Source organism: Burkholderia sp. YIM B11467, assembly GCF_052952715.1.
Genome location: NZ_JBQVSQ010000015.1, coordinates 133334 through 159054, shown reverse-complemented (window position 1 = coordinate 159054; position 25721 = coordinate 133334). Strand labels below are relative to the sequence as shown.

General features: G+C 67.0%; 27 protein-coding genes. 11 read left to right on the top strand and 16 right to left on the bottom strand.

Annotation, left to right across the window (positions count from 1 at the left end; translation table 11 throughout):
- A partial coding sequence (locus tag ACTRWB_RS34670; RefSeq protein WP_275905657.1) for an IS3 family transposase occupies positions 1–80 on the top strand: 80 nt, incomplete at its 5' end.
- 124 nt (positions 81–204) lie between these two features.
- Here the strand turns inward: ACTRWB_RS34670 and ACTRWB_RS34665 are convergent.
- From ACTRWB_RS34665 to ACTRWB_RS34650, 4 genes are all read right to left on the bottom strand, one after another.
- Entirely contained in the window at positions 205–570 is a 366-nt protein-coding gene (locus ACTRWB_RS34665) for a DUF4180 domain-containing protein (protein WP_048249178.1), read from the bottom strand.
- A gap of 40 nt (positions 571–610) precedes the next feature.
- On the bottom strand, positions 611–1915 hold the full coding sequence (locus ACTRWB_RS34660; protein ID WP_446904517.1) for an MFS transporter: 1305 nt from the start codon (positions 1913–1915) through the stop codon (positions 611–613).
- Between the two features lie 130 nt (positions 1916–2045).
- Positions 2046–2804, bottom strand: coding sequence for an SDR family oxidoreductase (locus ACTRWB_RS34655; RefSeq protein ID WP_129512711.1), 759 nt, complete (start codon positions 2802–2804; stop codon positions 2046–2048).
- Between the two features lie 200 nt (positions 2805–3004).
- Complete coding sequence (locus tag ACTRWB_RS34650) at positions 3005–4444, bottom strand: aldehyde dehydrogenase family protein (protein WP_412023217.1); 1440 nt, start codon at positions 4442–4444, stop codon at positions 3005–3007.
- A 193-nt stretch (positions 4445–4637) separates the two neighbouring features.
- Here ACTRWB_RS34650 and ppa point away from each other — a divergent pair, with 193 nt between their 5' ends.
- Complete coding sequence (ppa, locus tag ACTRWB_RS34645) at positions 4638–5165, top strand: inorganic diphosphatase (RefSeq protein WP_011352863.1); 528 nt, start codon at positions 4638–4640, stop codon at positions 5163–5165.
- 55 nt (positions 5166–5220) lie between these two features.
- On the opposite strand, the gene ACTRWB_RS34640 is transcribed toward ppa, so the two are convergent.
- Positions 5221–6075, bottom strand: coding sequence for a GIY-YIG nuclease family protein (locus ACTRWB_RS34640; protein ID WP_446904516.1), 855 nt, complete (start codon positions 6073–6075; stop codon positions 5221–5223).
- A 99-nt stretch (positions 6076–6174) separates the two neighbouring features.
- Positions 6175–7353, bottom strand: a complete 1179-nt coding sequence (locus ACTRWB_RS34635; protein ID WP_446904515.1) for a GNAT family N-acetyltransferase — start codon at positions 7351–7353, stop codon at positions 6175–6177.
- A gap of 108 nt (positions 7354–7461) precedes the next feature.
- Between ACTRWB_RS34635 and ACTRWB_RS34630 the strand changes: the two genes are divergently transcribed.
- Both ACTRWB_RS34630 and ACTRWB_RS34625 read left to right on the top strand, forming a co-directional pair.
- On the top strand, positions 7462–9183 hold the full coding sequence (locus ACTRWB_RS34630; RefSeq protein ID WP_446904514.1) for an NAD+ synthase: 1722 nt from the start codon (positions 7462–7464) through the stop codon (positions 9181–9183).
- A gap of 83 nt (positions 9184–9266) precedes the next feature.
- On the top strand, positions 9267–9605 hold the full coding sequence (locus ACTRWB_RS34625; protein WP_006398637.1) for a P-II family nitrogen regulator: 339 nt from the start codon (positions 9267–9269) through the stop codon (positions 9603–9605).
- Between the two features lie 143 nt (positions 9606–9748).
- On the opposite strand, the gene ACTRWB_RS34620 is transcribed toward ACTRWB_RS34625, so the two are convergent.
- Together ACTRWB_RS34620 and ACTRWB_RS34615 are read right to left on the bottom strand one after the other, a co-directional pair.
- A complete protein-coding gene (locus ACTRWB_RS34620) occupies positions 9749–10825 on the bottom strand; it encodes a porin (RefSeq protein ID WP_446904513.1) in 1077 nt (358 codons plus the stop codon).
- Between the two features lie 553 nt (positions 10826–11378).
- Positions 11379–12305: a LysR family transcriptional regulator gene (locus tag ACTRWB_RS34615; protein WP_446904512.1), complete on the bottom strand. Its 927-nt coding sequence runs from the start codon at positions 12303–12305 to the stop codon at positions 11379–11381.
- 133 nt (positions 12306–12438) lie between these two features.
- Here ACTRWB_RS34615 and ACTRWB_RS34610 point away from each other — a divergent pair, with 133 nt between their 5' ends.
- A complete protein-coding gene (locus ACTRWB_RS34610) occupies positions 12439–12936 on the top strand; it encodes an N-acetyltransferase family protein (RefSeq protein ID WP_446904511.1) in 498 nt (165 codons plus the stop codon).
- A 52-nt stretch (positions 12937–12988) separates the two neighbouring features.
- Here the strand turns inward: ACTRWB_RS34610 and ACTRWB_RS34605 are convergent, their stop codons facing one another.
- From ACTRWB_RS34605 to ACTRWB_RS34590, 4 genes are all read right to left on the bottom strand, one after another.
- Positions 12989–13768, bottom strand: coding sequence for an ABC transporter ATP-binding protein (locus ACTRWB_RS34605; protein ID WP_129512703.1), 780 nt, complete (start codon positions 13766–13768; stop codon positions 12989–12991).
- Between the two features lie 18 nt (positions 13769–13786).
- Entirely contained in the window at positions 13787–14500 is a 714-nt protein-coding gene (locus tag ACTRWB_RS34600; protein ID WP_129512702.1) for an ABC transporter permease, read from the bottom strand.
- The gene (locus ACTRWB_RS34595; RefSeq protein WP_129512701.1) at positions 14497–15186 is read right to left on the bottom strand and encodes an ABC transporter permease; all 690 of its coding nucleotides are present in this window, start codon (positions 15184–15186) and stop codon (positions 14497–14499) included. Before ACTRWB_RS34595 ends, ACTRWB_RS34600 begins: the two co-directional genes overlap by 4 nt.
- Before the next feature lie 217 nt (positions 15187–15403).
- Positions 15404–16180, bottom strand: a complete 777-nt coding sequence (locus ACTRWB_RS34590; RefSeq protein WP_048249409.1) for an ABC transporter substrate-binding protein — start codon at positions 16178–16180, stop codon at positions 15404–15406.
- 372 nt (positions 16181–16552) lie between these two features.
- Here ACTRWB_RS34590 and ACTRWB_RS34585 point away from each other — a divergent pair, with 372 nt between their 5' ends.
- Positions 16553–17251, top strand: coding sequence for a pirin family protein (locus tag ACTRWB_RS34585; RefSeq protein WP_193098833.1), 699 nt, complete (start codon positions 16553–16555; stop codon positions 17249–17251).
- 69 nt (positions 17252–17320) lie between these two features.
- On the opposite strand, the gene ACTRWB_RS34580 is transcribed toward ACTRWB_RS34585, so the two are convergent.
- Complete coding sequence (locus ACTRWB_RS34580; protein WP_343493642.1) at positions 17321–17869, bottom strand: periplasmic heavy metal sensor; 549 nt, start codon at positions 17867–17869, stop codon at positions 17321–17323.
- Positions 17870–18093: 224 nt separating this feature from the next.
- Between ACTRWB_RS34580 and ACTRWB_RS34575 the strand changes: the two genes are divergently transcribed.
- The gene (locus ACTRWB_RS34575) at positions 18094–18819 is read left to right on the top strand and encodes a response regulator (protein ID WP_009693256.1); all 726 of its coding nucleotides are present in this window, start codon (positions 18094–18096) and stop codon (positions 18817–18819) included.
- On the top strand, positions 18803–20119 hold the full coding sequence (locus tag ACTRWB_RS34570) for an ATP-binding protein (protein WP_446904510.1): 1317 nt from the start codon (positions 18803–18805) through the stop codon (positions 20117–20119). Before ACTRWB_RS34575 ends, ACTRWB_RS34570 begins: the two co-directional genes overlap by 17 nt.
- Before the next feature lie 45 nt (positions 20120–20164).
- Here the strand turns inward: ACTRWB_RS34570 and ACTRWB_RS34565 are convergent, their stop codons facing one another.
- Positions 20165–20431, bottom strand: a complete 267-nt coding sequence (locus tag ACTRWB_RS34565) for a double-stranded DNA-specific endonuclease (RefSeq protein WP_011545926.1) — start codon at positions 20429–20431, stop codon at positions 20165–20167.
- A gap of 453 nt (positions 20432–20884) precedes the next feature.
- Here ACTRWB_RS34565 and ACTRWB_RS34560 point away from each other — a divergent pair, with 453 nt between their 5' ends.
- Together ACTRWB_RS34560 and ACTRWB_RS34555 are read left to right on the top strand one after the other, a co-directional pair.
- On the top strand, positions 20885–22642 hold the full coding sequence (locus ACTRWB_RS34560; RefSeq protein WP_129512698.1) for an ABC transporter permease: 1758 nt from the start codon (positions 20885–20887) through the stop codon (positions 22640–22642).
- A 22-nt stretch (positions 22643–22664) separates the two neighbouring features.
- Entirely contained in the window at positions 22665–24002 is a 1338-nt protein-coding gene (locus ACTRWB_RS34555) for an ABC transporter ATP-binding protein (RefSeq protein ID WP_048249194.1), read from the top strand.
- Between the two features lie 58 nt (positions 24003–24060).
- Here ACTRWB_RS34555 and ACTRWB_RS34550 read toward each other — a convergent pair whose 3' ends face one another.
- Both ACTRWB_RS34550 and ACTRWB_RS34545 read right to left on the bottom strand, forming a co-directional pair.
- Positions 24061–24555: a hypothetical protein gene (locus tag ACTRWB_RS34550; RefSeq protein WP_129512697.1), complete on the bottom strand. Its 495-nt coding sequence runs from the start codon at positions 24553–24555 to the stop codon at positions 24061–24063.
- Positions 24552–25103: a hypothetical protein gene (locus ACTRWB_RS34545; protein ID WP_048249196.1), complete on the bottom strand. Its 552-nt coding sequence runs from the start codon at positions 25101–25103 to the stop codon at positions 24552–24554. Before ACTRWB_RS34545 ends, ACTRWB_RS34550 begins: the two co-directional genes overlap by 4 nt.
- 286 nt (positions 25104–25389) lie before the next feature.
- Between ACTRWB_RS34545 and ACTRWB_RS34540 the strand changes: the two genes are divergently transcribed.
- Complete coding sequence (locus tag ACTRWB_RS34540; RefSeq protein ID WP_446904509.1) at positions 25390–25587, top strand: hypothetical protein; 198 nt, start codon at positions 25390–25392, stop codon at positions 25585–25587.
- Positions 25588–25721 lie beyond the last annotated feature (134 nt).

The following is a 25721-nucleotide window of genomic DNA, read 5'->3' as shown; positions in this document are numbered from 1 at the left end:
ACTACAACCACGAACGTATCAAGCTCAAACTGAAAGGGCTGAGTCCCGTGCAATACAGGACTCAGCCCCTCGGCGCCTAGCCTTTAACTGTCCAACTTCGTGGGGTCAGTTCAAACGCCATCCGGCCTTCGGGACTTTTTTTATCCTGCTGCCGGCGGTCGGCCGGCATCGGGCGATGGATGCGATACGCCGCGTGCAGTATCGCTACGCGTCGAGCTTGCGCAAAAGGTCGTCTTCGGACGCGACGAACCACACCGACCGCCCGCGATTGGATTCGCGCACGAGAGCGTGGAACGCTTCGCTGCGCGCGACCCAGCGGTCGATGTCGCCGATCACGCCGAGTCGCAAGCCGTAGTTGACGAATTTCTGCAGCATCGCGCCCGCGAGTCCGCTTTCGAGCCGGTAGAAATCGTCGTGCAGCGCGTCGGCGGGGACCGCGATCCAGTCGACTTCATGTTCGTGCGCGAGCGCGACGAGGTCCAGCGCATCGCTTTCCCGCTGCAAGACCTGGGCGGACGTATCCCGGACCAGCACGCGGGTGCCGGCTGCTTCAATGATTCGGTGGTGCATGCCTGTTGGCTCCGTCGAGATGATCATTGGGTGCGGTGCGTCACTTGTCCACGAGCTGCTTCGGCACCGACAGCGCGAGCAGCCCGCCAAGCACGAGGAATCCCGCGAGCATATACATGCCCGCGTCGTTGGCGCCCGTCGCCTGCTTGAGCCAGCCCATCAGGTAGGGGCTCAGGAAGCCCGCGAGGTTGCCGATCGAGTTGATCATCGCGATGCCGGCCGCGGCGGCCGCACCGCCGAGGAACGCGGTCGGCAGGCTCCAGAACAGCGGCAGCGTGGTCAGGATGCCGATCGTCGCGAGCGTGAGGCCGAGCATCGCGAGCGCAGTCTGATGCGCCCAGATCACCGACAGCACGAGCCCGACCGCGCCGATCGCGGCGGGAATCGCGAGGTGCCAGCGGCGTTCGCGGTGCTTGTCCGCGCTGCGCGCGATCAGGATCATCGCGACCACCGCGGCCGCATACGGAATCGCCGACAGCAGGCCGATCGCAACCGTGTCGGTGACGCCCGTCGCCTTGATGATGGTCGGCAGCCAGAAGCCGACGCCGTAGAGCCCCATCACGAACGAGAAGTAGATGAGCGCCATCAGCAACACGCGCGGGCTGGCCAGCACGGCGCCGAGCGGCAGGTCCTGCTTCGTCGCTTCCTCCGCTTCGACGTTGCGCGCGAGCAGCGCCTTTTCCTCGTCGGTCAGCCAGTTCGCCTTCGCGATCCGGTCGTCGAGCTTGAGGAACACGACCACGCCGACGAGCACCGACGGGATGCCTTCGAGCAGGAACAGCCATTGCCAGCCGTGCCACCCGCTGATGCCGTCGAACGCCTTCAGGATGAAGCCCGAGAGCGGCCCGCCGATCACGCCGGACAGCGCGACGGCCGTCATGAAGAAGGTCGTCATCCGGCCGCGCCGGTGCGCGGGATACCAGTACGTGAGGTAGAGGATCACGCCGGGGAAGAAGCCGGCTTCGGCGACGCCGAGCAGGAAGCGCATCACATAGAACATCGTGGGCGTCGTGACGAACATCGTCAGGATCGAGATCACGCCCCACGTCGCCATGATCCGCGCGATCCACAGGCGCGCGCCGACCTTGTGCAGGATGATGTTGCTCGGCACCTCGAACAGGAAGTAGCCGAAGAAGAAGATCCCGGCACCGAGCCCGTAGACGGTGTCGCTCAGGTTCAGGTCGCTCGCCATCTGCAGCTTCGCGAACCCGACGTTCACGCGGTCGAGATACGCGACCACGTAGCACAGCAGCAGGAGCGGCGTGAGCCGCCACGACACCTTGCGGTAGGTTGCTTCCTCGAATGCGCCGGACGAACCCGGCAGCGACTGCGTCGATGTTGCCATGTTGTCTCCTGTCTATTTGTGGTTGGCCGGAGCCGGCGCATCGGCGCCCGATCCGGTTTCGTGCGAAGCAATGCGTGGACGGGGTGCCGACCGGTGAATCCCGGCGCGGCGCGCGAACAGCCAGGTGTAGCTAGATGCAGCGTCCGCCGTCGACTTCAAGGCAGACGCCCGTGATGAATTCGGCCTCGTCGGATGCCAGGTAAAGCGCTGCGTTGGCGATGTCTTGCGGCGTCGAGAAGCGGCCGAGCGGGATCGTCGCGAGGAAGCGGCGGCGGTTGTCGGGCGTGTCCTCGCAGCCCATGAACTCGGTCATCAGCGCCGTTTCTCCGAGCACGGGATTGATGCAGTTCACGCGGATGCGGTCGGCGCCGAGCTCGGCCGCGAGCGACTTGCTCGCGGTAATCATCGCGCCCTTCGTGCTGTTGTACCAGACGAGGCCCGGGCGCGGCCGCACGCCGGCCGTCGACGCGACGTTCACGAACACGCCGCCGCCCTGTTCGCGGAAGTACGGAACGAAGGTCTGCACGCACCAGAACAGGCTCTTCATGTTGACGGCGTACACGCGGTCGAATTCCGCTTCCGTGACGTCGAGCACCGGTTTGTTGCGGTGCGTGGTGCCCGCGTTGTTCACGACGATCTGCACCGAATGGAAATCGTCGAGCGCGGCCTGCAGCAGCGCGCGCCAGTCGTCGTCCTTCGACACGTCGCCGGCCACCGCGATCGCCTTGCCACCCGCGAGCGCGATCTCGCTCGCGACGCGCTCGGCTGCTGCGCCGTTCAGGTCGTTGACGACGACGTTCGCGCCTTCGCGCGCATAAGTCTTCGCGATGCCTTCGCCGAAACCCGAGCCGCCGCCCGTGACGATGGCCGTCTTGCCGCTCAACCGCATGGTGTGTNTCGTTGACGACGACGTTCGCGCCTTCGCGCGCATAAGTCTTCGCGATGCCTTCGCCGAAACCCGAGCCGCCGCCCGTGACGATGGCCGTCTTGCCGCTCAACCGCATGGTGTGTCTCCTGTGCTGGTGATGAGAGTCGTCGTGTATCGACAGGCGGCCGGCTGCTGCCGGCCGCGTTTCGCGTGCCGCGCGTTCAGCCGTGCCGGATCGCGATCGTCTTCAGCGCGGTGAAACCGTACAGCGCCTCGAAGCCTTTCTCGCGGCCATGGCCTGAGTGGCCGACGCCGCCGAACGGCAGTTCGACGCCGCCGCCCGCGCCGTAGTTGTTGATGAACACCTGGCCCGCGCGCAGGCGTCGCGCGAGACGCATCTGACGTGCGCCATCGCGCGTCCAGATGCCCGCGACGAGGCCGTACGGCGTGCCGTTCGCGAGTTCGACGGCTTCGTCTTCGTCGACGAAACGCATCGCGGCGAGCACCGGGCCGAACACTTCCTCCTGCGCGAGCCGGTGCGACGGCGGCACGTCGCGCAACAGCGCGGGTGCCTGGTAGAAGCCGCTTTCGGGCGCGTCGGCGACGACCTGCCCGTGCGCGGCCATCGGAATGCCGTCGTGCTGCGCGTCGGACAGGAAATCCCACACGCGCTGCTGCTGTTTCGCGTTGATCAGCGGGCCGCAGTCGAGATCGGCGCGGCTCGGGCCGACGCGCAGCCCGTTGAACGCGGTGGCGAGCCGTTCGACGAGCGGCTCGTAGACCGCGCGCTCGATCAGCACGCGGCTGCCGGCCGAGCAGGTCTGCCCGCCGTTCTGCACGATCGCCGATACGAGCACCGGCAGCGCCGCTTCGAGATCGGCATCGGCGAACACGATCTGCGGCGACTTGCCGCCGAGTTCGAGCGTGACGGGCACGTGGTTCTCGGCTGCCATCTGCGTGACCAGCTTGCCGGTGGCCGGCGAGCCCGTAAACGAGATGTGGTCGATGCCCGGATGGCGCGCGAGCGCGGCGCCGGCTTCATGGCCGTAGCCGGTGACGATGTTGAGCGCGCCGGCCGGCAGCCCGGCCTCGGCGGCCAGCTCGGCGACGCGCAGCACCGACAGGCACGCATCCTCGGCCGGCTTGACGACGCACGCGTTGCCGGCCGCGAGCGCCGCGCCGACGCTGCGCCCGAAGATCTGCATCGGGTAGTTCCACGGCACGATGTGACCGGTGACGCCGTGCGGTTCGCGCACCGTCAGCACCGTGTAGCCGGCTTGATAGGGAAGGGTTTCGCCGTGCAGCTTGTCGGCGGCGCCCGCGTAGAACTCGAAGTAGCGCGCGAGCGCGGCTGCGTCGGCGCGCGCCTGCTTCAGCGGCTTGCCGGTGTCGCGCGCCTCGATCGCCGCGAGTTCCTCCAGCGAATCGGTCACGCGCGCGGATAGCCGCATCAGCACGCGGCCGCGCTCGGCGGCGCTCGCGGCGCCCCATGCGCCCGCGAATGCGTCGCGGGCCGCGGCGACCGCGCGCTCGATGTCGGGCGCGGTGCCGCGCGCGATCGTCGCGAACGGCTGGCCGTCGGACGGATCGACGACCGCGATCGTTTCCAGTTGCGCGGGCAACGTCCATTCGCCTGCGATGAAGTGCTTAGCTTCTTCCATGCCTGCTCCTGTCGTCATGCAACGCCGCCTGTCGTTCGACGGCCGGACATCCGGAACCGATTATCGCGCCGATCGTCACCCGGATGCCACCGGTCGATTGGCTATAATGGCGCATTCCCTTGGGGGACGCCCGCGGCGCTGCATCGGTCGCGGCGCCCTGTCCCGAATTCCCATCGACCTACAGAGAGCGCTCATGAGCTTCAATCATGTTCCGGCCGGCAAGGACCTGCCGCAAGATTTCAACGTGATCATCGAGATTCCCGCCCAAAGCGATCCGGTGAAGTATGAGGCGGACAAGGAGCTGGGTCTCCTCGTCGTCGACCGCTTCATCGGCACGGGCATGCGCTATCCGGTGAACTACGGCTACATCCCGCAGACGCTGTCGGGCGACGGCGATCCGGTCGACGTGCTGGTGATCACGCCGTTCCCGCTGCTGGCCGGCTCGATCGTGCGTTCGCGCGTGCTGGGCATGCTGCAGATGACCGATGAGTCGGGCGTCGATGCGAAGCTGGTCGCGGTGCCGCACGACAAGGTCTGCCCGATGACGGCGAACCTGAAGTCGATCGACGACGTGCCCGAGTACCTGAAGGACCAGATCAAGCACTTCTTCGAGCAATACAAGGCGCTCGAGAAGGGCAAGTGGGTGAAGGTCGAAGGCTGGGCCGGCATCGAAGCCGCGCACAAGGAAATCACCGACGGCGCCGCGAACTACAAGAAGTAAGCAGCGTGCCGGCCCGACGGCCGGTTCGTGCGAAACGCAAACCGCGCGTGTCTCCTCAGGAGGCCGCGCGGTTTTGTTTTGCGCGCGCGGTTTTCTTGCGTGCGGAAGTGGAAGCGGGTGGGGCGGTAGTGGTTGGCGCGTCCTTAGCGCCCTGCGTGCGTTTGGCGCGGCGAGGAGCAGCGGAGATCGCGGTGGCTTCGTCGGCTTTCCTGGTCGACGGACGATCGCGGGCCGGCGCGGAAGCGTCGTTGTCGCGCCCGTTTGCGACGGGCTTTCCGGCAACGGCCGGTGCTTTCCTTTTCGACGCAGGGGATGCGGACTGCTTGTCTTTTTTTGCCGGTGTGCCGCGCGACGCGGTCTTTTTCGCGACCGCATCCCCTCCGTCGGTCTTTGCGCGTTTCGCGACCGGCGCGGCTTTGGCCGCCTTGGGCGCTTTGTCGGCTTGTTTGGTTTTCGCGGTCTTCGCGGGTTTGACGGCTTTCTTGGCGTTGCCGGTCTTCGCGCTCTTCCCGGCAGTCTTTTCCGTTTCCGCCGTCTTCGTCGCGCTCTCAGCGTTCTCCGTCTTTGCTTTCGCCTTCTTCCGCCCACGCGTGCCCGCCTGCAAACCCGCTGCTTCGCCGCTCTCGTCGAGCGTCACCACGACCGGCAGCACCGATTCCAGCGTACGCAACCCGGCCGCCAGCTCACGCTTCTGCACGGGCGTGAGTCGCTTCACCCAGTATTCGGCGCGCGACGCGCTCGACCGGTCGGGCAGCGGAAACGATGCGAGCACCGCGCGCGGCTTGCGCGAGCGCGTGTAGCGCGCGCCCTTGCCGGCGGCGTGCTCGTCGAAGCGCGCGGCAACGTCGGTCGTGATGCCCGTGTAGACGCTGTCGTCGGCGCATTCGATCAGATACAGAAACCAGGACATGGCAGGGCGGCGGGATGCGAAGCCGCCAGTGTCTCAGAAAACGCGTGCGTCAACGCCACCGGCGCCGTGTCCGTCGCAGAAGCGGCGCGGCGTCGGCCACTACTCGGTGCCGCGCCGGAACGGATCGTGTTCGCGCAATTCGTCGACGTACGCGTGGATATGCTCGGTCTCGCGCTCGAGAAAGCGCGCGACCGCGTCCGAGAACGCCGGGTGCGCGAGCCAGTGCGCGGAGTGCGTGACGGTCGGCAGGAAACCGCGCGCGAGCTTGTGCTCGCCTTGCGCGCCGCCTTCGAACGTGTCGAGCCCGGCCTCGATGCAGAATTCGAGCAACTGGTAGTAGGCCGTTTCGAAATGAAGGCAGGGCACGTGCTCGATCGCCCCCCAGTAGCGGCCGTACAGCGTGCCGCCGCCGTGCTCGCCGCGCCGGTAGACGGCGAGCGCGCTCGCGATCGGCTTTCCGTCGGCTTCCGCGATCACGAGCAGCAGGTTCTCGGGCATCGTCGCGCCGATCGCGCGGAAGAAGTCGAGGTTCAGGTACGGGCTCGAAAAGTGTTCGCGGTAGGTCTGCCGGTAGCAGCGCGAGAAGAAGCGCCAGTCGGCGTCGCTGATCCGGTCGCCGGTGAGCCGCCGGAACGTCACGCCCGCGTCGTGCACCTTGCGCCGTTCCGCACGGATGTTCTTGCGCTTCTTCTGCTCGAGCGTGGCGAGGAAATCGTCGAAGTGGCGGTAACCGTCGTTGATCCAGTGGAACTGCACGCCTTCGCGCAGCATCATCCCCATCGATTCGAGGAGCCGCGCTTCGTCGCCGGTGGGGAACAGCACGTGCAGCGACGACACGTCGCTCTGCTCGGCGAACGCGAGCAGCGTGGCCGCGAGCCGGCGGCGCGCGTCGTCGTCGGCCGCGAGCAGGCGCGTGCCCTGCACGGGCGTGAACGGCACCGCGCACAGCAGCTTCGGGTAGTAGGGCAGGTCGTTGCGCTGGTACGCGTCGGCCCACGCCCAGTCGAACACGTATTCGCCGTACGAATGCTGCTTCGCGTAGACGGGCGCGGCGGCCGCGAGGCGGCCTGTGCGCGCGTCGGTCAGCGTGACGAAGTGCGGCGACCAGCCGGTGTCGTCGACCGCGCAGCGCGCGACGTGCAGCGCGTCGAGGAATTCGTGGCGCAGGAACGGCGTCGGCTGCGCGTCGCGCGCGAGCAGCGCGTTCCATTCGTCGGCCGGCACCTCCGCGGGGGACGACAGGATGCCCGTGCGATAATCGATGCGTTCGTGTTTCAAGCGTGAATCCGTACGTTGGATGTTGCCGGACGCGTGCCGCCGTGGCCCGCGCCCGGGACGATTTCGTCAGCCGTTCAGGGCGCGCCGCCGGGCTGCGCCGATCCCGTCATGAAGACCCGACTCGCTCTCGCCCAGATCAACGTCACCGTCGGCGATTTCGCCGGCAACGTCGCACGGATCGTCGCGGCCGCGCGCGCCGCGCACAACGATGGTGCGCAGCTGATGGTCGCGCCGGAACTCGCGCTGTCCGGCTATCCGCCGGAAGACCTGCTGCTGCGGCCCGCGTTCTACGCGGCGGCGGCCGCCGCGCTCGACGCGCTCGCCGATGCGCTGAAGGCGTTCGACGGGCTCGCGGTGCTGGTCGGCCATCCGTTGCGCGGCGCGGGCGGCGATCCGCCGGGCGACGCTTCCCGCGCGCCAGCCGTCGATGGTAATGCAAACCGCCCGATCGAGCGCGGCGTGCCGCCCACCGACACCTTCAACGCGGTGTCGCTGATCGTCGGCGGCGAGATCGTCGGCACCTACCGCAAGCAGGATCTGCCCAACGCCGAGGTGTTCGACGAGAAGCGTTATTTCGCGACGGACGCCGAGCCACTCGTGTTCGAGCTGAACGGCGTGAAATACGGCGTGATCATCTGCGAGGACGCGTGGCATGCATCGGCCGCGCAGATCGCGAAGGCGGCCGGCGCGCAGGTGCTGCTGATCCCGAACGGCTCGCCGTATCACATGAACAAGGAAGCGGTGCGCTTCGACATCCTGCGCGCGCGGATCCGCGAGACCGGGTTGCCGATGGTGTACGTGAACCTCGTCGGCGGCCAGGACGAGCTCGTGTTCGACGGCGGCTCGTTCGTGCTCGACGCGCAGGGTGCGCTCGTCGCGAAGATGCCGCAGTTCGACGAAGGGCACGCGATCGTCGAGTTCGACGGCGCGCGGCCGTTGCCCGGCACGATCGCGCGCGAGCTGTCGACGGATGCACAGGTGTACCGCGCGCTCGTCACGGGCGTGCGCGACTACATCGGCAAGAACGGTTTTCCCGGCGCGCTGATCGGGCTGTCGGGCGGCGTCGATTCGGCGCTGGTGCTGGCCGTCGCGTGCGATGCGCTCGGGCCCGAGCGCGTGCGCGCGGTGATGATGCCGTCGCGCTTCACGGCCGACATCTCGACCACCGACGCGGCGGAGATGGCGCGGCGCGTCGGCGTGCGCTACGACGAGATCGCGATCGCGCCGATGTTCGACGTGTTCCGCGCGTCGCTCGCGGGCGAGTTCGCGGGCCGTGCGGAAGACGCGACCGAGGAGAATATCCAGGCGCGCATCCGCGGCACGCTGCTGATGGCGCTGTCGAACAAGTTCGGTTCGATCGTGCTGACGACCGGCAACAAGAGCGAGATGGCGGTCGGCTACTGCACGCTGTACGGCGACATGGCCGGCGGTTTCGCGGTGATCAAGGACATCGCGAAGACGCTCGTGTACCGGCTCTGCCGCTATCGCAACGAAACGGCCGACTACACGCTGCGCGACGTGATTCCCGAGCGGATCCTGACGCGCGCGCCGTCGGCCGAGCTGCGCGAGAACCAGACCGACCAGGACAGCCTGCCGCCGTACGACGTGCTCGACGCGATCATGCGGATGTACATGGAAGAAGACCGGCCGCTCGCCGAGATCGTCGCGGCCGGTTATGCGCAAGCCGACGTCGAACGCGTGACGCGGCTCATCAAGATCAACGAATACAAGCGCCGTCAGGCGCCGATCGGCATTCGCGTCACGCATCGCGCATTCGGGCGCGACTGGCGCTACCCGATCACGTCACGTTTTACCGAGCGTCTCGATTGAGCCGTGTCGAGCCGTACGCGGCTCGCAGGCTTACAATCGGGATCGCGATTTTTCATCCATACGAGCATTGGGGGACAACCACCATGAAACGCATCACCGCCATCATCAAGCCGTTCAAGCTGGACGAAGTCCGCGAAGCGCTCGCCGAAGTGGGTCTCACGGGCCTGACCGTGACGGAAGTGAAGGGCTTCGGCCGCCAGAAGGGGCATACCGAGCTGTATCGCGGCGCCGAGTATGTCGTCGACTTCCTGCCGAAGATGAAGATCGAGGTCGTTGTCGCGGAAGCGCAGGTCGACCAGGTGATCGACGCGGTGATCGGCGCGGCACGCACCGGCAAGATCGGCGACGGCAAGATCTTCGTGTCGGACGTCGAGCGCGTGATCCGCATCCGCACCGGCGAAGAGAACGAAGCGGCCGTCTGAGCGCCGCATTCGGCAGCGGGCCCTGAGCACCAAGCCCGCCCGCCAATAAAAAACGGTGCGATACCCGGTTGGGTACCGCACCGATACGCGCCTCTCGCAGCAGCGTGGAAAGTGTTGTCGAATCGTTGTCCGGCAGCGCCCGATCAGAACAGGTGCTGGATGCCGGCGTAGACGCCGGTCTGGCTGCCGCCCGGATGCGGGTTGCCCGTCGACACGGCCGTGCCTGCGCCGTTCGCGTTCAGGCCGAAGTTGGCCGACGAGCTGTTGCGCACCGTCGCAGCCTGCAGGTCGAACAGCGTGCGCTTCGAGATGTTGTACGAGCCGCCGATCGTGTAGATGTTCGCGTTGCCGCCGCCATGGTTCGCGTTCACGTGATACACGGCTGCGATCAGCGCCGCTGCCGGCGTTGCCTGCCACGTCACGCCGCCCCAGACCTGCTGGGTGCCGGTGACGCCGGCGTTCACTGCCGGGCCGCCGCTGCCGTCCGCGCGCGATGCCTGGTAGGCCGCCTGCACCTTGAACTGGCCCAGGAACACGTTCACGCCCGCGAAGTATTCACGCGAGTAGTTGAACACGTCCGAGAAGCGGCCGTTGCTGTCGCGCGTTTCGTCGTAGATGCCGCGCAACTGGAACAGCGAGTTCGTATAGGTGACCTGACCGCCCATTGCGCGGCCCGGTTGGCCGGCCGTCGTGTTGCCGTTGAAGCTGGTCGAGTTCGAGAACGAGAACTGGCCGTAGAAGTCGAGGCCGTAAAACTGCGGCGACTGGTACGACACGTTGTTGCTGGTCTTGTTCCAGTTGCGGCCGCGGACGAGCGATGCGGTCGACCAGGCCGACTGGCCGAACGGGTCGAAGTCCCACACGCCGTTGGCGATCGCGAGCTCACGACCCAACAGCAGCGTACCGTAGTGGTCGTTCGAGATGCCGACCGTCGCAAAACGATCCCAGATCGAGCCGCTGAAGCCGCCGGTCATCGTGTTGAACGCGCCTTCGAGGTGGAACAGGACCTTGTTGCCGCCGCCGATGTCCTCGCTACCCTTCAAGCCCCACAGGCTCGTGCCCCAGTCGCCGCTTTCCGCGCGCACTTGGTGGCCGTTCTGCAGGCCGTTCATGTACTCGATGCCTGCATCCAGGCGGCCATACAGCGTGACGCTGCTCTGCGCGTGCGCCGTCACCACCCCAGCAGCCATCAGCGCGGCCGCGACCAAAGCTTTCTTCATCGTCTCCTCCATACCCTGTCAAAAAGTCAACCCAGAACTGCACGAGATGCCCGGAGCGACGAGCGCCGGGCAAAAGCGGGATAACCAGGGAGACCTCGTGCAGGGCCGGTAAGCGCAGCACGCGGGCAAGCGGACGGAAATGCCGTTGAGCGGTCCCGCGCACAGCCGGGTCGGCCTGCGGGGTCTCCTTGTAGTGTCGTGAAGCTAAACTACATTTCACGAACTTCGTTTTGCTACTTTGGTTACTAATTTAGCAAAAATACAATTTTGTGGCGACGGAAATCGTTGTTTGACTAACACCTGTCGCCAAATTGCCATGCAACACAGTGCGCAACAGGTGCGCCTAGGGTTCGCAACTACCGGAAAACCCTTGTCCCATAAGGGAGACACGAATTTTTCGAGCATGGGTCAAGGATTGCCACTATTGACGTTGCAAAAGCGTGGGCGTAAGCGCGAAAGATGCGAAATTGGTAAGTAATTCGTAATGAATCGGCGGCCGGTTGCGGCCGCTTTCCAAGGCCTGCAACGCCCGTCCTGCAACGCGCGCCGGGTTTCAGCCGGGGCTCGGCCGTGCGTCGAGCAACTGCGCGCGAATCCAGCGGTGCGCATCGGTGCGCGCATGCTTCGCGTGCGAGTAGACCTTCACCGTGTAGCGCGGGATCTCGAACGGCGCGGGGAAGATGCGGATCGGCGCCGCGTGCCGCAGCGCCTGCGCGGCCCGGTTCGGCACGGTCATCAGGAGTGCGGATTCCGCGATCACGAACGGGGCGGCGAGCACGGTCGGCAGCTGCACGGCGACCTGCCGGGCGAGGCCGAGCCGGTCGAGCACGTAGTCGACGACGCCGCGCGATTCGTTCCACGGCGTGACGACCACGTGGCGTGCCGCCAGGTACTGGTCGAGCGTCAGTCGCCGGCGGATGTCGGGATGCGCGGCGCTCGCGATCACGACGTAGTCGTCGGAGAACCAGTCGAAATCCTCGATCCCCGGCGCGTCGGCTGCCGATTCCTCGTGATAGCCGAGCGCAAAATCGATGCGGCCGGCCGCGAGCTCGTCGACGGAAATCTTCCGGTCGGAATGGACGACGCGAATCCGCAGCCGCGGCGCGACGTGCTGAATGCGCGCAACGAACGCCGGCAGCACGGCGAACGCCGTGTAGTCGGTCGCGGCGAACACGAACGTGCGGTCGCTTTGCGCGGGATCGAAGCGCCGCGCGCGGGCGAGCCCCTTCGACATCGCGTCGAGCGCGTCGCCGGCCCACGTGGCGATATCGTCGGCGCGCACGGTCGGCTGCATCTCGTTGCCGAGCCGCACGAACAGCGCGTCGCCGATCGCGTCGCGCAGCCGCGCAAGCGCGTGGCTCAGCGCGGACGGGCTCATCGCGAGCTCGTGCGCGGCCGCGGCGACCGACCGGTGGCGGTACAGCGCGTCGAACACGAGCAGCAGGTTCAGGTCGAGACGGCGCAGGTCGGGATGCATCATGTTCAGGTCTGGATGAAGAAACTGCACTTCCTGCAGGCACCGCGTGAACGTAGCATGACGGTCTGATGGGCGCCAGCGCGGTTGCGCGGCGGCGCCTGCCGTTTCGAATCCGGGCCGGAGGAGGGCTCAACCCGTGCAAATCGACATCCGTTCCGCCACCGTCGCCGACGTGCCGCTGATCCTGCGTTTCATTACCGAGCTGGCCGTCTACGAGAAGGCGGAGCATGAAGTGGTCGCGACGCCCGCGTCGCTCGAGCGCAGCCTGTTCGGCGAGGGATCGCCGGCACGTGCGCTGGTGTGCGAGGTCGACGGCGAGCCGGCCGGCTTCGCTGTGTATTTCTTCTCGTATTCGACCTGGCTCGCCCGGCAGGGGCTGTATCTCGAGGATCTGTACGTGTCGCCGCGCTTTCGTGGCGCGGGCGCCGGGCTGCGGCTGCTGAAGACGCTCGCGCGGATCGCGGTCGAGTCGGGTTGCGGGCGGTTCGAATGGAGCGTGCTCGACTGGAACGAGCCGGCAATCCGCTTCTACGAGAGCGTCGGCGCCGCGCCGCAGAGCGAGTGGGTGCGTTACCGGCTCACGGGCGACGCGTTGCGCGCGTTCGCCGACAGCGTGCCGGCGAGCGCCGCGTAAACGCAAAACGGGCGCCGCGGGGCGCCCGTTCGCACGTCGTGCGTGTCGTGCGTTACTTGAGGCTGCCCGACAGGAACCCGCGCAGGCGTTCGCTCTTCGGGTTGGCAAACACCTCGGCCGGCACGCCTTCTTCCTCGACGCGCCCCTGGTGCAGGAACATCACGTGGTTCGACACGTTGCGCGCAAAGCCCATCTCGTGCGTGACGACGATCATCGTACGGCCTTCCTCGGCGAGCTTCTGCATCACCTTCAGCACTTCGCCCACCAGTTCCGGGTCGAGCGCCGACGTCGGCTCGTCGAACAGCATCACGTCCGGATGCATCGCGAGCGCGCGCGCAATCGCCACGCGCTGCTGCTGGCCGCCCGACAGGTGCGACGGATACTGCTTCTCGACGCGCGGTGCGAGGCCGACTTTCTCGAGATACTCGCGTGCGCGATCCTCGGCTTCCTTCTTCGGGATGCCGAGCACGTTCACGGGCGCTTCCATCACGTTCTCGATCACGTTCATGTGCGACCAGAGGTTGAAGTGCTGGAACACCATCGAGAGCTTGGTGCGCACGCGCTGAAGCTGTTTCGGATCGGCCGCGCGGAGCGCGCCGGTCTTGTCCGCTTTCGTGTGCACTTCCTCGCCGTCGACGACGATGCGGCCGGCATTCGGCTGCTCGAGGAAGTTGATACAACGCAGCATCGTGCTCTTGCCGGAGCCGGACGAGCCGATCACGCTGATCACGTCGCCCGAGTTCGCCTTCAGCGACACGCCCTTGAGCACCTCGTTGTCGCCGTACCGCTTGTGCAGATCGTCGACGAAAAGCTTTTGAGTCTGGGAATTCATCAATAGTCCTGCGAAAACTTACTTGCCTTGCGGGCGCAGATACGCGAGCCAGCGGCGCTCGGCCTGGCGGAACAGCCACACGAGCGTGAACGAGATCACGAGGTAGAGCAGGGCGGCGATGCCGAACGCGTGGAACGACATGTAGGTCGCCGAGTTCACGTCGCGGGCGATCTTCAGGATGTCCGGCACGGTCGCGGTGAAGGCCACCGTCGTCGCGTGCAGCATCAGGATCACCTCGTTGCTGTACAGCGGCAGCGCGCGGCGCAGCGCCGACGGCAGGATCACGCGGCGATACATCGTGAACGGCGTCATCCCGTACGCGCGCGCGGCTTCGATCTCGCCGTACGACGTCGCCTTGATCGCGCCCGCGAAGATCTCGGTGGTGTACGCGCAGGTGTTCAGCGTGAACGCGAGCAGCGTGCAGTGCATCCCGTCCCGGAAGAACGCATCGAGCAGCGGCGTGCCGCGCACGACCTGGAGGCTGTAGAGGCCCGTGTAGCAGAGCAGCAGCTGCACGTAGAGCGGCGTGCCGCGGAACACGTATGTGTAGAGCCACACGGCGCTCGACAGCCACTTCCGCTTCGACACGCGCGCGACCGCGAGCGGCACCGACAGGCAGAAGCCGAGGCCGATCGACACGACGAGCAGCCACAGCGTGATCGCGACGCCGGTGATGCGGTAGCCGTCGGTGAAGAGATAGTTGCGCCAGTATTCTTGGATGAGTTCGATCATAGGTCAGCCTTGCGGACACCGGTCGAGTAGCGCTTTTCGAGCCACATCAGCACGAAGTTCGAGATCGTCGTGATGGCGAGGTAGACCGCTCCCGCGATCAGCGTGAAGAAGAAGAACCGCAGCGTGCCCTTGCCGGCGTCCTGCGACGCCTTCACGACGTCGGCCAGGCCGATGATCGACACGAGCGCGGTCGACTTCACGAGCACCTGCCAGTTGTTGCCGATGCCCGGCAGCGCGAAGCGCATCATCTGCGGGAACATGATCCGCGTGAACACCTGCCAGTTCGTCATCCCGTATGCACTGCCGGCCTCGAGCTGGCCGCGCGGCACCGACAGGAACGCGCCGCGGAACGTCTCGGTGAAGTACGCGCCGTAGATGAAGCCGAGCACGAGCACGCCGGCGAGGAACGGGTCGATGTCGATCTGGTCCCAGCCGAGTGCGTCGGTCGCCATGTTCAGCCAGATCTGCAGGCTGTAGAACAGCAGCAGCATCAGCACGAGGTCGGGTACGCCGCGGATCAGCGTCGTGTAGACGGTGCCGATGCCGTGCGTCACGCGGTTGCGCGACAGCTTCGCACCCGCGCCGAGCAGACCCAGCAGGAACGACAGCGCAAGCGAAAGCACCGCCAGTTTGACGGTTTGCCAGGTGCCTGCGAGGATCAGCGGGCCGTAACCTTGTAGAAACATATGTGGTCCTTGACGGCGCACGCGGTGCGCCGCGAAAGACGCGCCCGCCAAGCTGCGCGGAACGCCCCGTGCGTATCATGACCGTCCGCCCCGGCAACGATGCCGGGCCAGCCCGTCGCGCGAGCGGCGGGCAAGGGGGCGGGCGGCGCGTGGTTGACTGCTTTTACTGCCCGGACGCGGGGCCGCCCCCGCATCCGTTGCTTCTCAAGGTCGGCGCTCAGCGGGCCGAATAGACGCTGAACGAGAAATACTTGTGCGACAGCCGGTCGTACGTGCCGTCCTTGTGCATGTCGGCCAGCGCCTGGTTGATCTTGAGCTTCAGGTCCGTATCGTCCTTGCGCACGCCGATCGCGGTGCCGTCGCCGATCGTCTTCGGATCCTTCACTTCCGGCCCGGCGAACGCGAAGCCCTTGCCGCGCGGCGTGCGCAGGAAGCCGTAGTCGGCCTGCAACTCGTCCTGCAGCGTCGCGTCGAGACGGCCCGAGCCGAGATCGGCATAGACCTGATCCTGGTTCTGGTAAGGAATGATCGTCACGCCCTGCGGTTCCCAGTACGCCTTCGCGTAGGTTTCCTGCGTCGAGCCCTGCTCGACGCCGACGCGCTTGCCCTTCAGCGACGCGACCGTCGGCAGCAGCGGCGAGCCGGTCTTCGCGATCATCCGCGCCGGTGCGTCGTACACCTTGTCGGAGAAGTCGATCTGCTCGCGGCGCTTGTCCGTGACGGTCAGCGACGACACGATGACGTCGTACTTCTTCGCCTTCAGCGCCGGAATGATCCCGTCGAGATCCTGCGCCACCCACACGCATTTCACGTTGATCCGCTTGCAGATCTCCTTGGTGAGATCGACGTCGAAACCGACGATCTCGCCGCTCGGTGCGGTCGACTCGAACGGCGGGTAGCTGGCATCGACACCGATCCGCACGGTCTTCCACTCCTTCGCGAAGGCGCTGCCCGCCACGAGGGCGAGGGCGGCGCACAGGGCGGCCTTCTTCATTTCCATCCTTCTGTTGCTGACTTTCCGGGGCGCGCGCGGCCGGTCGGACCGGGCACCGCGGCGTATTCTAGACGGCCAAAATTCGCCGATCGGCGCTCTGGCGATGGCGGCCGCCGAAAGGGCGATCGCCAAAAGGGCGGTATTTTACCCGAACGCGATACCCGGAAAACGGCAATCCGGCGCGATCGATCGATTCTTCGACTCTTCGATTCGGCTGTTGCGGCAATCGTGGTATTCGCAACGAGTATTCCGGTAATTGGGCGCGTGATTGCAACGATGCGGTGCGCCGGTGGCGGATTGTGGCGCCATCGGCGCCCCCCTACAGTGGAGGTAAACCCGCAAAGAGAACCCGCCTCCCGGAGTGTCCGCCCCATGTTCCAGATCCGCCGCGCCGAAGACCGCTGCCACACGCGCCACGGCTGGCTCGAGTCGCGTCACAGCTTTGCGCCCGCCGGCCGCGCCGCAAATGCGCATCCACCGGTCGGTGCACTGCACGTGCTGAGCGAGGACCTGATCGCGCCGACGCGCGGCTTCGGAATGCAGCCGCGCCGCGACGTGGAGATCGTCACCTATGTGCTGGACGGCACGCTCGCGCACCGCGACAGCCTTGGCTGCGGCGCGATCGTCCGGGCCGGCGGCATCCAGCGGTTGAGCGCCGGCACGGGGCTCATGCACAGCGAAACCAACGCGTCGCGCGACCGGCCGCTGCATCTGCTGCAGATCTGGCTGCAGCCGGCCGAGCGGGGCGGGCGGCCCGGCTATGAGGAACGGCGCTTCGCCGACGACGAGAAACGCGGCCGGCTGCGGCTGGTCGCGGCGCCGGACGGCGGCGACGGTGCGCTGTCGATGCGTGCGGACGCTCGCATTTTCGCGGGGCTGATCGACGGTGGCGAGGCGGCGGCGTTCGACCTGCCGGCCGGGCGCAGCGCCTATGTGCACGTGGTGCGCGGCGACGTCGAGGTCAATGGCCACGCGCTGGCCGCCGGCGACGGCGCGCGGATCGGCGGCGTGGACGCGGTTGCGTTCGCGCGCGGCCGTGCGGCCGAGGTGCTGCTGTTCGACGTCGCCTGAAGTAAAAAAAGGGACGCGAGCACCCGCCCGCGTCCCCTTCGGCGCCGCTCCGGGGAGCGGCCGGCCGGCTTACTGCGCCGGCGCCGACGCGGCCTTGGCCGCGCGATGCTGCTCCCAGCGTTCCTTCATCTTCTCGTGACGCTGTGCCATCTTCGCGAACTGCTGCTTCAGCGCCGTGCTGACCGTGGTCTTCTGCTGGTCGTTCAGCCCGTTGTAGAACGCGAGCCAGGCGGTGGACGTCTGCTCGCGCAGTTGCGCGTTCTGCTGCTCGGCCTGCTGGCGTGCGGCGTGCATCGCGTTCAGGTCGAGGATCGGCTGGTTCTGCTGCGCCTTGAACTGTTCGCCCATCTGCTCGTGGCTCTTGCGCATCGCTTCACGGTTCTGCTTCATCGTGTTGATGGCCGTCTGCCATTGCTGTTCCTGCGACGCGTTGAGCTTCAACTGGTCGTGCAGCTTCATGATCACGCCGAACGGGCCGCCGTCGTGCCCGTGCATCTGGTGGGCGCCGGGGCCGCCCGGCGGCGGCATGTCGTTGGGCTGCGCGGCATGCGCGGTGCCGAATGCGAGAGCGAGCACAGTGGCGGCCGCGATGGCCACGCGGGAAGTCTTCTTATACATTTCAGAAACTCCTTGTATCCAAAGGGTCCGGCGATGCGGTATTTGGAAAGCCGCGTACCGCATCCGGTAAGACGGAGGTTAGCGATGCAGGCCCCGGCCGGTGTTACGCGGGGAGGTGGCCCGGTTACGGTGCATTACAGTTCCCTTGCGCGGTAACCCGCAGTAACCCTTTCGTCCCTTTGTTTCGTTCTTTGACCCCGCCCTCGCGCGGTAAACTTCGAGCCATGACTACCCAGATCCTCATCGTCGACGACGACCAAGAACTCCGAGACCTGCTGCGCGACTATCTCGTGCGCCAGGGGATGGAAGTGTCCGTGCTGCACGACGCGGCGACGCTCGAGAAACGCCTCGAGCGCGAGCGCCCCGACCTGATCGTGCTGGACCTGATGATGCCGGGCGTGGACGGCCTGACCGCGCTGCGCCAGTTGCGCGCGGCCGGCGACGACATTCCCGTGATCATGCTGACCGCGCGGGCGGACGACGTCGACCGGATCGTCGGGCTCGAGCTCGGCGCGGACGATTACCTCGGCAAGCCGTTCAACCCGCGCGAGTTGCTCGCGCGCGTGCAGGCCGTGCTGCGCCGCCGCCGCGCGACCCCGTCGGCGGCCGCGCCCGAACAGCGCGAACCGTTTGCGTTCGGCCGCTTCGTGCTCGACTTCCAGGCGCGCACGCTGTCGGTCGACGGCAAGCCGGCCACGCTGTCGAGCAGCGAATTCGCGCTGCTGAAGATCTTCGTGAACCATGCGCTGCGCACGCTCACGCGCGAGCGGCTGCTCGAGCTGCTGCACGGGCCCGAGTACGACGGCACCGACCGCGGCATCGACGTCCAGGTGTGGCGCCTGCGCCGCATCCTCGAAACGGATCCGTCGACGCCACGTTTCATCCAGACGGTGCGCGGGCGCGGCTACGTATTCGTGCCCGACGGCGAGGCCCATGCGCAAACCCATTGATTCACTGTTCGGGCGGCTGGCGCTGCTCGTCGTCGGTGTGCTGCTCCTGTCGCACTTCGCGTGGTTTTTCGCGATGCGGCTCGAGCGCAACCAGATGCAGACGCGTTACGCGGTCGAAGAGGCCGCGTTCCTGGTCGATGCGGTGCGCCAGCACGTCGAGCGCACGCCCGACCAGCCTTTGCCGTCCCGCGTGCGGCTCGTGACGCCGGACAGCGCCGACGTGCCGAAGAACGACGTGTCGAACCTGCCGGCGGCGCTCAAGCGGTTCCGCGACGACGTGAGCGAGCGGATGCCGCCCGGCACGCGCGTCGAGATCGGCGCGCCCGGCCATCCGCCCGTGCTGTGGGTCAAGGAGCCGGCCGACCGCAACTGGATCGTGGTGCCCGTGCAGCCGCTGCGGCCGCCGCGCTCGCTGGACCGGATGCTGCTGTGGCTCGGCACGATCTTCTCGGCCGGCGTGATCGCCGCGCTGTTCGCGGCGTGGCAGCTGCAGCAGCCGTTGCGCTCGCTGGCGCGCGCGGTCGCGCGCTTCGGCCGCGGGCAGCCGGTGCCGCCGCTGCGCGAGCGCGGCCCGCGCGAGCTGCGCCAGCTCACGCATGGTTTTAACCAGATGGTGGAACAGGTGTCGCAGGCCGAGAGCGACCGCGCGGTGATGCTGGCGGGCGTCGCGCACGACCTGCGCACGCCGCTGGCGCGGATGCGGCTGCGTGCGGAAATGATGGACGACGCGCGGTTGCGCGACGGCGTCGTGCGCGACGTCGACTCGATGTCGCACATCGTCGACCAGTTTCTGGTGTTTGCGCACGGCGGGTCCGACCGCAGCGAGCCGGTGCCGGTCGACCAGGCGTGCGAGCGGATCGCGCGCAGCTATCGTGCGGTCGCGCCGAACGCGCCGACGGTCCAGACGCGGCTCGATGCCGATCCGGGCTTCCGGCTGCCGACGGCGACGCTCGACCGGATCCTGTCGAACCTGCTGGACAACGCGCATGCGTACGGCGCGCCGCCCGTGCTGATCGAGACGGCGCGCACGCCGACCGGCTATGTGCTGTCGGTCAGCGACAGCGGCGGCGGGATTGCGCCGCGCGACCTCGCGGCCGCCACGCGGCCGTTCGTGCGGCTCGACCCGGCCCGCGGCGGCAATGGCCACAGCGGGCTCGGGCTCGCGATCGTCGAGCGGCTCGTGCTCAGGCTGGGCGGGGCGTGCGACATCGGCAACCGCCCGGAAGGCGGCCTGCGCGTCGCGATGACGTTCCCGTTCGAGGTCGTGCCGAAGGACGAACCCCACGCACAGGCTGCGTAAGGGTTGCATGCGGCGCCTGCCCGGCCGGACGGGCGCCGCGCGGCATCATTCGCCGAACAGCGTGCCGAGCGTCTCGGCTGCGTTGCTGTCGATCGTGTTGTAGGTCACGGTGGTGGCCTCGAAGATGTACACGGTCGTATATCGGCCGAGGCGCTCCAGGATTTCCTCCTGCAGCGATTCCGGCACGACGTTCATGTTCAGGTACCACGCAGTCGACGACAGCCGCGTCTGGAACGATCCATACTCCTGCATCAGTTCGTAGAACGCGTCGGCATCCTGATCGCGGCAGACGATCACCAAGTTTCCTGCCATTCCCTTCCTCCCGCTCGTCGATCGATCCCCAGGGGGCTAGCCCCGATCATACCCGCTTCGCCGTTTCCGGCTGCTGACGCCCGACACGGTTTGCGCCCGCGTGCGGCTGGCGGGTTCACGGCCGGGCCGGATCACGGCATAATTCGGGCCTGCATGCCGGCCGAAGGACTGCGGCCGGGCTGCTCCTACCGCGCACCCGCCGTCCGCCCGCGCGCCGGGCACGATCCGTGCGCCGGCTGGCCGTCCCCGGACGGTTGTACCTGAAATACAGGTTGGTGTAGTGTCGTGCCGTCGCGGGCCGACTCGACCGGGACCGCGCGGGAAGCAGCTTGCACGCACGGCGCATCGCGCCTGCGCGAGATCGTCAGTCAATCGAATTACCGCGCCCGTGCGCTTTGCCATGAATCAACATCGACTGCCGGCTTCGTTCGGCCTTACCGGGGAGGGCGCCTGATGGACGTCGGATTCTTCAATCCGAACCGGACCGCCAACGCGTCCGCATGGCGCGTTTTGCCGAACCGGTGGGACTTCATCGCGTTTCCGCTGATCATCTGCCTGCTGGCGATGGCAATCGTCGGTTTCCACGAAACGATGGCGCCGATCGGTGTCCTGCAGACGCAGAAGATCTCGCTCGACCCGTCGAACCTGCCCGAATACGCGTTGCGCACCACGCTGCGGATGCTCGCCGCGATGGTCGCGTCGCTCGTGTTCACGCTCGTCTACGGCACGCTCGCGGCCAAGAGCCGCCGCGCGGGCATGGTGCTGATCCCGATCCTCGACATCCTGCAGTCGGTGCCGGTGCTCGGCTTCATCTCGTTCACCGTCACGTTCTTCCTCGCGCTGTTCCCGAGCCGCGTGCTCGGCGCCGAGCTCGCGGCGATCTTCGCGATCTTCACGAGCCAGGCGTGGAACATGACGTTCAGCTTCTACCAGTCGCTGCGCACGGTGCCGCGCGATCTCGACGAGGTGTCGCGGAGCTTCCATCTGACGTCCTGGCAGCGCTTCTGGAAGCTCGAGGTGCCGTTCTCGATGCCGGGGCTGATCTGGAACATGATGATGTCGATGTCGGGCGGCTGGTTCTTCGTCGTCGCGTCGGAGGCCATCACCGTCGGTAACCAGACCATCACGCTGCCGGGGATCGGTGCGTATCTCGCGCAGGCGATCTCGGACAAGAACCTCGGCGCGATCGGCTGGGTGATCGTCACGATGACGGTCGTGATCCTCGCGTACGACCAGTTCCTGTTCCGCCCGCTCGTCGCGTGGGCCGACAAATTCCGGATGGAGAACACGAGCTCGGGCAACGCGCCGGAGTCGTGGCTGCTCGACCTCGTGCGCCGCACGCGCCTGATCCATCAGCTGCTCGTGCCGGCCGGCTGGTTCTTCGCGAAGGCCGCGCGGATTCCGCTGCGCCTGCCGCTGTCGGGCGCGATGCGCTTCGCGCTGCCGCGCGTCGAGAAGAAGGCGTCGCGCACGGTCGACATCGCGTGGGCGATCCTCGTGCTGATCGGCACGGCCTATATCGTGTGGCGCGTCGTCACCTTCGTGTCGTCCGGCGTGACGATGGCCGAGGTCGGCCACGTGTTCGTGCTCGGGCTCATCACGCTGCTGCGCGTGGTCGTGCTGATCGCGATCGCGTCGGTGATCTGGGTGCCGATCGGCGTGTGGGTCGGGCTGCGCCCGAGGCTGGCCGAGAAGCTGCAGCCGCTCGCGCAGTTCCTCGCCGCGTTCCCGGCCAACCTGCTGTTCCCGGTGTTCGTGATCGTGATCGCGCGCTTCCACCTGAACGCCGATATCTGGCTGTCGCCGCTGATCGTGCTCGGCACGCAGTGGTATATCCTGTTCAACGTGATCGCCGGTGCAACGTCCTACCCGAACGACTATCGCGAAGCGGCGACGAACTTCCGCATTCGTGGCTGGCAGTGGTGGCGGCAGGCGATCCTGCCCGGCATCTTCCCGTACTACGTGACCGGCGCGATCACCGCATCGGGCGGCGCATGGAACGCGAGCATCGTGTCGGAAGCCGTGCAGTGGGGCAACACCAAGATCGAGGCGCACGGCCTCGGCGCCTACATCGCGCAGACGACCGCCGCCGGCGATTTCCCGAAGATCATCCTGGGCATCGCCGTGATGTCCCTGTTCGTCACCCTGTTCAACCGCCTGCTGTGGCGCCCGCTGTATGCCTTTGCCGAAGCGAAGCTGCGGCTCGACTGAGACCGATTGAGAGCGAAACGCGATGCACAATCCGAATGCTGTAAACGCCCCCATCCAGACGTCCCAGCCACCGCGCCTCGGCGAGGAAATCCTGCGCGTCGATCACGTCTGCCGCGGCTTCAACAAGACGCAAGGCGAGCTGCTCGTGCTCGACGACGCGAACCTGTCGCTGCGCGAAGGCGAGATCGTCGGGCTGCTCGGCCGTTCCGGCTCGGGCAAGTCCACGCTGCTGCGGATCATCGCCGGCCTGATCGAGCCGACCGGCGGTGAAGTGAGCTATCTCGGCAAGCCGCTGAGCGGCCCGGCCGAAGGCGTCGCGATGGTGTTCCAGACCTTCGCGCTGTTCCCGTGGCTCACCGTGCTGCAGAACGTGGAAGCCGGCCTCGAGGCGCTCGGTGTCGGCGCACGCGAGCGGCGCGAGCGTGCGCTCGCGGCCATCGACCTGATCGGCCTCGACGGTTTTGAGAACGCGTATCCGCGCGAGCTGTCGGGCGGCATGCGCCAGCGCGTGGGTTTTGCGCGCGCGCTGGTCGTCGACCCGACGATCCTGCTGATGGACGAACCGTTCTCGGCGCTCGACGTGCTGACGGCCGAAACGCTGCGTACCGACCTGCTCGATCTGTGGACGCAGGGCCGGATGCCGATCAAGTCGGTGCTGATCGTCACGCACAACATTGAAGAAGCCGTGTTCATGTGCGACCGGATCCTCGTGCTGTCGTCGAATCCGGGCCGCGTGATCGCCGAGATCAAGGTGCCGTTCAAGCACCCGCGCAACCGGCTCGACCCGGCGTTCCGCAAGCTGGTCGACGACATCTACGCGAAGATGACCGCGCGCCAGACCAACGAGGCGACGAAGAAGGGGCTCGAACTCGGCAGCTGGCTGCCGCAGGTGTCGACCAACCTGATGGCCGGCCTGATCGAAACGCTCGCGATGGCGCCGTACCACGGCCGCGCCGACATGCCGGAAATCGCGCGCACGCTGCACCTCGAGGTCGACGACCTGTTCCCGATCGCCGAAGTGCTGCAGTACCTCGGTTTCGCGGACGTGCGGGAAGGCGACGTGTTCCTGACGCCGCCGGGGCGCGTGTTCGCCGAGTTCGGCACGCAGGAGCGCAAGCTGATGTTCGCGGATCACCTGCTGAAGCACGTGCCGCTCGCCGCGCGGATCAAGAAGGTGCTGAACGAGCGCCCGGGCCATCGCGCGCCGCGCGTGCGCTTCGAGCAGGAGCTGGAGGATTCGCTGTCGGACGGCGCGGCCGAGGAAACGCTCGACGCGGTGATCGACTGGGGCCGTTACGGCGAGATCTTCTCGTACAACGACCAGACCGAGATCTTCAGCCTCGAGGACGTCGAGTCCTGATCGATGCGCCGGGCCGCGAGGCCCGGCATCCGCGCGCGCTGCGCTGCGCAGCGCGCCGTTACTGCAGGTTGCCCCAGCGGTCCACGGCCGGTTCGGCCGACGCCCACTTCCAGTGCATGCCTTGCTGGCATGCATTCGCGAAATACCAGTCGGCCTTGTCGCCGTCCTTCACCGAGAACGCGAATTCCTTGCACAGCGCGAGCGCCGACGAATACGCGCGCGTGACGCGCACTTCGCCCTCGCCGTTTTCCAGCGGCAGCGTGTTCTTCACCTTCCACGGTTTCACTTCGCCGACGGCCAGGCCACCGGCCACCTTCGCGATTGCGTCCTGCTGGTTCTGATGGAGCTGCTTCATCGTGCGGTTGACGGCCTCGTCGGTCGCGGCCTGCACGGCAATCCCGACGCCGACGCCGACCGCCGGGTTCGCGGTAACGAGCCCCGTCGCCGCGCCGGCAAGCGCACCGCTCGCCGCGCCGACCGACCCGCAGCCCGACAGCGAAGCCGCCGCCGCGCACAGCGCGCCGATCGCCGCGATACGGATCGCGACGCTCATTGCAGCGCGCCCCAGCGTTCGGTCGCGGGTTCGGCCGACGCCCATTTCCACACGGGGCCGTCGCGGCAGATAGTGGCGACGTAGAACGCCGCTTGCGCGGCCTTGTCGGGCTTCGCGGGCGTGTCGACCGCGAACACGATTTCCTTGCAGTCGAGCGGGCCGATGCTGATCATCCGGCTGACCGTCACGCGACCCTGCTCGTCGTCCTCGATCGGGAACGAGTGGTGCGTCGACCACGGCGCGACCCCGCCGACGTCGAGCGGGCCGGCCGCCTTCGCGATCTGTTCCTGCGTGTAGCGATGCGCGACGCGCTGCGAGTACTGGACGCCCGCCCGTGCGCCGGCGACGGCGCCGAGGCCGATGCCCGTCGCGACGGCGGCGTTGTTAGTGACCTTGGAAGCGATCGCGGCGCCCGCGATACCGGCGCCGGCTGTCGCGCCTTCGCTGTACAGCGAGTTACAGCCGGACAACAGTGCGGCCGTGGCGATCGCGGCCAGCACGACGCGCGCCGGCATGGCCCGGCGCGTCGATTCGAAACGAATGTTCATCCCTGAGTAAAAGTCCTGTCTGGGTGAGCGGCGACGCATGCGCGCCTCCATGCCGCGTCATTGTTTCGCAATTGTCATAGGAAAAATGCAAAGCTTTGACAAATCGCCGAACGGCTTGTCGCGCGGGCGCGCGGCGCTATTCTCGGGCAGATGGCTGACGAAGGGTCGAAACGTTACAAATTGAAGGCAATTGTTACCTCGGCGTGCGAGGAACCGACCTAGACTGTTTTGTTATGGAATGTTTCTACGACGGCCTCGAGCCGCACCGAATATGAGACACCCAGCCATGCGCCGTTCGAAACGGTCGTCACCCCGGTCGCCCGACGCGGAGGCCGACCGTGCGCGTCCGCAGACCGACGCGCCAACCGCACCGCCTGCCGGCGCGCCCGGCGAGTCGCCGTCCGACGGCGATCACAACCAGGGCGGCGCCCGCCCGGAAGGGCTCGGCTATCAACGCGACCTGGGTCAGGAGCAGGACGCTTGATCCCGTCGTCGTCGCATTCCGCCGTCGCATTTCACTGCATTTCTCAGATCTGAATCGCCGCGCGGCTGCCCTCGGGCCGCTGCATCAGCGTTGGCGTGCGTCGCGCGCCAGTCAATCGAATCGAGGAGGGGAAG

Coding starts and splice junctions, on each gene's coding strand:
- ACTRWB_RS34665 (WP_048249178.1), bottom strand. CDS start 570: ATGCACCACCGAATCATTGAAGCAGCCGGCACCCGCGTGCTGGTCCGG.
- ACTRWB_RS34660 (WP_446904517.1), bottom strand. CDS start 1,915: ATGGCAACATCGACGCAGTCGCTGCCGGGTTCGTCCGGCGCATTCGAG.
- ACTRWB_RS34655 (WP_129512711.1), bottom strand. CDS start 2,804: ATGCGGTTGAGCGGCAAGACGGCCATCGTCACGGGCGGCGGCTCGGGT.
- ACTRWB_RS34650 (WP_412023217.1), bottom strand. CDS start 4,444: ATGGAAGAAGCTAAGCACTTCATCGCAGGCGAATGGACGTTGCCCGCG.
- ppa (WP_011352863.1), top strand. CDS start 4,638: ATGAGCTTCAATCATGTTCCGGCCGGCAAGGACCTGCCGCAAGATTTC.
- ACTRWB_RS34640 (WP_446904516.1), bottom strand. CDS start 6,075: ATGTCCTGGTTTCTGTATCTGATCGAATGCGCCGACGACAGCGTCTAC.
- ACTRWB_RS34630 (WP_446904514.1), top strand. CDS start 7,462: ATGAAGACCCGACTCGCTCTCGCCCAGATCAACGTCACCGTCGGCGAT.
- ACTRWB_RS34625 (WP_006398637.1), top strand. CDS start 9,267: ATGAAACGCATCACCGCCATCATCAAGCCGTTCAAGCTGGACGAAGTC.
- ACTRWB_RS34620 (WP_446904513.1), bottom strand. CDS start 10,825: ATGAAGAAAGCTTTGGTCGCGGCCGCGCTGATGGCTGCTGGGGTGGTG.
- ACTRWB_RS34615 (WP_446904512.1), bottom strand. CDS start 12,305: ATGATGCATCCCGACCTGCGCCGTCTCGACCTGAACCTGCTGCTCGTG.
- ACTRWB_RS34605 (WP_129512703.1), bottom strand. CDS start 13,768: ATGAATTCCCAGACTCAAAAGCTTTTCGTCGACGATCTGCACAAGCGG.
- ACTRWB_RS34600 (WP_129512702.1), bottom strand. CDS start 14,500: ATGATCGAACTCATCCAAGAATACTGGCGCAACTATCTCTTCACCGAC.
- ACTRWB_RS34595 (WP_129512701.1), bottom strand. CDS start 15,186: ATGTTTCTACAAGGTTACGGCCCGCTGATCCTCGCAGGCACCTGGCAA.
- ACTRWB_RS34590 (WP_048249409.1), bottom strand. CDS start 16,180: ATGAAGAAGGCCGCCCTGTGCGCCGCCCTCGCCCTCGTGGCGGGCAGC.
- ACTRWB_RS34585 (WP_193098833.1), top strand. CDS start 16,553: ATGTTCCAGATCCGCCGCGCCGAAGACCGCTGCCACACGCGCCACGGC.
- ACTRWB_RS34580 (WP_343493642.1), bottom strand. CDS start 17,869: ATGTATAAGAAGACTTCCCGCGTGGCCATCGCGGCCGCCACTGTGCTC.
- ACTRWB_RS34575 (WP_009693256.1), top strand. CDS start 18,094: ATGACTACCCAGATCCTCATCGTCGACGACGACCAAGAACTCCGAGAC.
- ACTRWB_RS34570 (WP_446904510.1), top strand. CDS start 18,803: ATGCGCAAACCCATTGATTCACTGTTCGGGCGGCTGGCGCTGCTCGTC.
- ACTRWB_RS34565 (WP_011545926.1), bottom strand. CDS start 20,431: ATGGCAGGAAACTTGGTGATCGTCTGCCGCGATCAGGATGCCGACGCG.
- ACTRWB_RS34560 (WP_129512698.1), top strand. CDS start 20,885: ATGGACGTCGGATTCTTCAATCCGAACCGGACCGCCAACGCGTCCGCA.
- ACTRWB_RS34555 (WP_048249194.1), top strand. CDS start 22,665: ATGCACAATCCGAATGCTGTAAACGCCCCCATCCAGACGTCCCAGCCA.
- ACTRWB_RS34550 (WP_129512697.1), bottom strand. CDS start 24,555: ATGAGCGTCGCGATCCGTATCGCGGCGATCGGCGCGCTGTGCGCGGCG.
- ACTRWB_RS34545 (WP_048249196.1), bottom strand. CDS start 25,103: ATGAACATTCGTTTCGAATCGACGCGCCGGGCCATGCCGGCGCGCGTC.
- ACTRWB_RS34540 (WP_446904509.1), top strand. CDS start 25,390: ATGCGCCGTTCGAAACGGTCGTCACCCCGGTCGCCCGACGCGGAGGCC.